The organism is Flavobacterium sp. (genome assembly GCF_044338735.1).
In the GTDB taxonomy this organism is placed as follows: Bacteria; Bacteroidota; Bacteroidia; order Flavobacteriales; family Flavobacteriaceae; genus Flavobacterium.
The window spans coordinates 1-4,118 of record NZ_JBIIWV010000177.1; the positions used below are offsets into that span (position 1 = coordinate 1).

Genomic DNA, 4,118 nt, shown 5'->3' on the forward strand with positions numbered 1-4,118 from the left:
TTATTGGTTATGACAAGTTTCCGAATGGAATTAAAAAAGCAATTACCAAAAAAGCCAAAAAAGCAACATTTAATCAAGAAAATTTAAAACAGATTAATGAAGAATTTAGCAAACTACAATTTGTAAATCAGATGAAATATCCTGAAATTTTATTCACAACGGATTCTACCAAGGTTTTTGTGTATTTAGAAAAATCGAAACCTAATAAATTTGATGGTTTTATTGGATTTTCAAACGATGATAAAAGCAAATTGACGTTTAACGGTTATTTAGATTTACAATTGCAGAATATTTTGAATTCGGGCGAAAAATTTAATTTGTATTGGAAAAATGATGGTAACAGCCAAACGTCATTTAATTTAGGAACCGAAATTCCATACCTATTTAAAAGTCCGATTGGAATTAAAGCAAATCTTCGAATTTTTAAACAAGATTCTACTTTTCAGAATACCATTACCGATTTAAATTTGGGTTATTATTTCTCATACAACACTAAAGCCTATTTGGGTTACCAAAAAACAAATTCGGTGGATATTCAAAATACTAATTCGTTTAGTTTGAACGATTTTACGAATACTTTCTTTTCTTCGAGTTTTGAACACGTAAATTATGCAACTGATAATTTTATTTTTCCGGAACGAACAAAAGTGTTTGCAAAAGTTGGATTAGGAAATAGAACCATTTCTGGTGCAAAATCAAATCAGTTTTTTGGTCAACTCGAATTTAGTCATTATTTCGAATTGAATCAGAAAAATAGTATTTTCATAAAAAATCAATCTTATTACTTACAAAGTGAATCTTATATCATTAACGAATTGTATCGTTTTGGCGGCATAAACTCGATTAGAGGTTTTAACGAAAATAGTTTACAAGCGAATGTTTTTAGTGGAATTATGGCCGAATATCGTTATTTAGTAGCACCAAATTTATACGTTCATTCCATAACCGATTATGGTTTTTTTCAAGACAAAACCGCTGGTATTGATGACAAACTGTTAGGATTGGGTTTTGGTTTTGGATTATTTACCAAAAACGGCTTGTTTAATTTAATTTATGCCAATGGAAACACGAGCGACCAAGCCATAAAATTGTCTAATTCGATTGTGCATATTAGCTTTAAAACAAATTTTTAAAAAAAAATTTGATTTTTTAATATAATTTAATAATTTTGTTATAAACTAACTTAATTTATTTATATGAAATCTAAAATTTTAGGACTTTTTACACTATTTATAGTGTTGTTAGGGCAACTAGCGGTTGCACAAACTCGATCCGTTTCTGGAATTGTTTCTGACAGCTCAGGCGAACCACTTACGGGTGTTACAGTAGTTGTGAAAGGAACCACTTCAGGCGTTCAGACAGACTTTGATGGTAAGTTTACCATTGAAGCAAGTAGTACGCAAACTATTGTGTTTAGCTATTTAGGAATGAAAACACAAGAGGTTTTAGCAAGTTCAACAAACCTAATCATTAAATTGCAAGATGATACAAAACAACTTGATGATGTTGTGGTTATTGGTTATGGTACTCAAAAAAGAAGCGAGGTAACTTCTTCGATCTCAAAAATTAATGGTTCAGCTATTCAAGGATTAGTGACACCAAGTTTTGAATCGCAATTAGCTGGTAGAGCTTCAGGGGTTCAAGTAACTACTTCAACAGGTATTATTGGTGCCGCTCCAAGAATTAGAATTAGAGGTATAGCCTCTATTAATTCAGGTACTGATCCGCTTTATGTTGTTGATGGAATGCCCATTTATTCAGGTGATTTAGGAGGTTATGCAAGTGCTAACGGATTAGGAGACATTAATCCTAATGACATTGAATCTTTTGAGATTTTAAAAGATGGGGCTGCAACAGCTATTTATGGATCTAGAGCTGCAAACGGGGTAGTTTTAATTACTACCAAAAAAGGGAAAAAAGGCGACATGGTTGTGAATTACAACACTGTAGTTGGTTTTGCATCTCCATTTAAAACTTTTGATTTATTAAAAACAGCTGATTTTATTAGAATTTCGAACGAAAAAAGAACAAATATCAGCCCAACAAATACATTGTGGGCTGCAGGTACTGATTTCGACACGGATTGGCAAAAAGCAGTATTGAACAGCAATGCACTTCAAGTAGATCATAATCTATCATTTTCTGGCGGTAACGACAAAACAAAATATTTTATGTCATTAGGTTATGCCGAACAAGATGGTATTGCAGAATCAAATTCAATGATTCGATACAATGTGCGTTCTAATTTAGATCACAAAATCAACAAGTGGTTGTCTTTTGGTGGAAGTATTGCTTTGACACAAACAGAATATGATGGTTTGAATGTAGGAAGAAATTCACTTTCAGGAAACATGTTTAATGCAATTCGTCAGGCTCCAAATACTCCTATCTATGACCCTGCAAACCCAACTGGCTACAACATCAATTTATCCAATGGTTTCATGGGACGTTGGGATAATCTAGCAAATATTGGTGATAACATTACTAATATTGTTTATGTATTAGATAAGAATAAACAACAATCAAAAATCAGAAGAACACTTATTAATACCTATTTGTCCGCTGATTTGTTTAAAGGTATGAACTATCGTTTTCAAGCAAGTGTAGACCAAGCAAACACGGAGGGTTTTTTATATTGGAACCCAACACATGGTGATGGTAGAGGTTCAGCTGGTAGATTACAAAATAATACTACTGATTTGACAAGATGGAATTTACAACACATTTTGAATTATAACAAAACCTTCTATGACTATCATAATGTTGCAGCAACGGCTGTTGTAGAATATCAAAAAGAAACTAATAAAGCCTTTACGGGTGTTGGAACAGGGTTAGTGAATGAGTTTTACAACCAAAACTTAGTAACGGGATCATATTCAACACAAGAATCAAGTGGAGGTTTAGTGGAAACTGGAATTATGTCTTATATTGGACGTTTAAGCTATAACTACAAACAAAAATACTTTTTACAAGGATCTATTCGTAGAGATGGTTTGTCTAAACTAGCAGCAGATAGAAGATGGAATTCATTTGTAGGATATTCTGCAGGTTGGAATATTGCAAAAGAATCTTTCTTTGAAAGTGCAACTAAATACATTAACGAATTCAAAATAAGAGCTTCTTATTCTGAAGTAGGTAATACAGATATTGGTGCTTTCCCATATTTAAACTTGGCATCACCACAACCTTATGGATCATTAAATGGTATTGGAGTAACTCAATTTGGTAACAGCATTCTTTCGTGGGAAGTTAGTGAAAAAGTTGATTTTGGTGTTGATTTCGGTTTATTGGATAACAAACTTAAAATGAATGTTGATTATTTCAAAAATGACAACAAACGTTTAGTAATGTCTGAAAGAACTCCTGCATCTTTAGGTGTGCCTAGCACTAGTGTACCAGGAGGAGCAATCAGTAAAAATATTGGTAATATAGTAAATACAGGTTTTGAATTTGGAGTTCAATATAACATCCTTGATACACCGAATTTAACTTGGTCTGTTAATGCAAACTTAACCTTACAAGACAATAAAGTGAATTCAACACCTGGAGGAAACGACATCAATGGAGGTACCTTCACTGATGCTTCTATTGCTCCGAATTTAATTATTAGAGAAGGTGAATCAATCAATTCTTTATTTGGTTGGGAATATTGGGGTGTAAACCCTTCAAATGGTTTCCCAGTTTACTATAAAGCAGATGGTTCTTTAGTACAAGGAAATCCAGCTACGGGTTTATACAGAACTTTTGACCCTGCTAATCCAGGAGCTACAGGAGCTGCTTCATCGTTGTTACAATCAGATAAAAAAATATTGGGTAATACCTTGCCAAAATATTTCGGAGGTATTGGATCAACTTTAACTTATAAAAACTTCGATTTGAATTTCTTATTCCGTTTTAGTGGAGGAAACAAAGTTTTCAATGCTACAAGAAGAGAATTAATGAACTTAAATTTCAACAACAACAGTACTGAAATTTTAGGAAGATGGCAAAGTGCTGCTAATCCTGGAGATGGATGGACTCCATTATTATGGGCAGGTGGTAACAATTTTGTGAATCAAGCCAACAATGCCTCAACACGTTTTGTGGAAGATGGTGATTTTATTAGCTTAGACAACCTT

At 33.0% G+C, this 4,118-nt stretch carries 2 protein-coding genes; both read left to right on the plus strand.

Going from position 1 to position 4,118, the window contains the following annotated elements; all coding sequences use genetic code 11:
- Window positions 1–1,133 (plus strand): hypothetical protein (locus ACIQZC_RS09590; RefSeq protein ID WP_396139006.1); only part of this gene is annotated, 1,133 nt, incomplete at its 5' end.
- Between the two features lie 63 nt (window positions 1,134–1,196).
- The coding region (locus tag ACIQZC_RS09595) for a SusC/RagA family TonB-linked outer membrane protein (protein WP_396139007.1) at window positions 1,197–4,118 on the plus strand (2,922 nt) is incomplete at its 3' end.